This window comes from Paracoccus sp. TRP, from assembly GCF_000185925.1.
Taxonomy (GTDB): domain Bacteria; phylum Pseudomonadota; class Alphaproteobacteria; order Rhodobacterales; family Rhodobacteraceae; genus Paracoccus; species Paracoccus kondratievae.
In genome coordinates, this window is the sequence record NZ_AEPN01000109.1 from 1 (window position 1) to 1,655 (window position 1,655).

Here is a 1,655-nt window from a genome sequence, read left to right on the forward strand (position 1 = left end):
GGTCACGTCTCGACGGAAATCAACAGGCAAGACCACTTTGGCCCAGGAGCTGGGAGAAGAGCGGCCATCACTCTATCTCGACCTCGAATCCAGCGCCGACCGGGCCAGGCTCTCGGACCCGGAACTCTACCTGTCGGCGCATGAGGACAAGCTAGTCATCCTCGATGAGGTCCAGCGGGTGCCAGACCTGTTCCAGAACCTGCGCGGCCTGATCGACCGGGGGCGGCGCAAGGGGCTGCGGGCGGGGCGGTTCCTGCTGCTCGGCTCGGCCTCCATCGACCTGCTGCGGCAATCCGGCGAGACGCTGGCCGGGCGGATCGCCTATGCCGAACTCGCCCCCCTCGATGCGCTGGAGGTGCCTGCCGCCGATCTGGATCGGCTCTGGCTGCGCGGCGGCTTTCCCGATAGCTTCCTCGCCAAGGGCGATCAGGCCAGCCTGCGCTGGCGGCGCGACTTCATCCGCACCTATCTGGAGCGCGACATTCCCGCGCTCGGCCCTCGTATCGCGGCCGAGACGCTGCGGCGCTTCTGGACCATGCTGGCGCATCGGCAGTCCGGCCTGTCGAACGCCGCCGAGCTGGCCCGCGCGCTAGGGGTCGATGCCAAGACCGTCGCCTCCTATCTCGACCTGCTGGTCGACCTGATGCTGGTGCGCCGCCTGGAGCCCTGGCACGCGAATATCGGCAAGCGGCTGGTCAAGTCCCCGCGCATCTATGTGCGCGACACCGGCATTCTGCATGCCCTTCTGGGGCTGACGACGCTCGATCACGTTCTCGGCCACCCCGTCGCGGGCGCCAGTTGGGAAGGTCTGATCATCGAGACCGCCCATGCCCTGATGCCAGAAGGGACGCAGGCGCAGTTCTACCGCAGCGGTGCGGGCGCCGAGGTCGATCTGGTGCTGACCCTGCCGGGCGGCGCGGTCTGGGCCGTCGAGGTCAAGCGCAACCTTGCGCCCAAGGTCGAGCGCGGCTTTCATTCGGCCTGCGAAGACCTGCAACCTGCGCGGCGGATCGTGGTCTATCCGGGGGACGAGGCTTTCCCGCTGCCGAACGGGATCGAGGTCATGTCGCTGCACCAGTTCGGGCAGGATCTGCTGGCGCTTCATCCGTAATTGGTTGCGGCCGCCCATCGCGCGGCGTCGGGGGATCGATCTTCTTCATGGGCGGGAGGCTGGGTACCGGGGCGCAGCGCCTGGTCCGACATTTTGCGGGTGGTACGAAAGTACCGGGCCCTGCAAAATAATAGTCGGTCACTAATATTTGGCGAAATCGCGAAAAGTAGGCCACTCTGGCCTACAGATGATACGGGCGTGTCTTCCGTTCAGATATCCCCGGACAGATCGTCTAGGAAAGTCTGTTCGTCGCTCATACGCCGGAAGCCATCGGTTCTGACCTGCGCCTGAAGCGCCTCGATCTGCCGGGCAACACCCGGACGCGGCCTGCTTGCGGACGGGCTGTCATGGGGCCTGCTCTCCTCCGGCCCTGTCGCGTTCAGATCGTCTTCCATCGCCTACACCTAGCATCGCCGTCCGGCATGGTCATCGATTCGCTCGCTGAAAGCCGCCTGACGGCGGCTCGATCCTCTGCCTTGCCAGTCTCATGGAGACGCTGTGGCAGGGGATCGAAGTGAGAACGGCGGTGGGAAATTCGTCCACG

2 protein-coding genes are annotated in these 1,655 nt (G+C 65.6%); one reads left to right on the forward strand and one right to left on the reverse strand.

The features are described 5' to 3' along the window. Positions 1-1,111: ATP-binding protein (locus tag PARACOCCUSGL_RS21155; protein ID WP_040602389.1), on the forward strand; the 1,111-nt coding region annotated here is incomplete at its 5' end. A gap of 209 nt (positions 1,112-1,320) precedes the next feature. Here PARACOCCUSGL_RS21155 and PARACOCCUSGL_RS0120040 read toward each other — a convergent pair. After that, positions 1,321-1,506, reverse strand: a complete 186-nt coding sequence (locus tag PARACOCCUSGL_RS0120040; RefSeq protein ID WP_010400948.1) for a hypothetical protein — start codon at positions 1,504-1,506, stop codon at positions 1,321-1,323. Positions 1,507-1,655 lie beyond the last annotated feature (149 nt).

Excerpts from the sequence above, each read along its gene's own strand:
- PARACOCCUSGL_RS0120040 (WP_010400948.1), bottom strand. The coding sequence starts at position 1,506 with ATGGAAGACGATCTGAACGCGACAGGGCCGGAGGAGAGCAGGCCCCAT.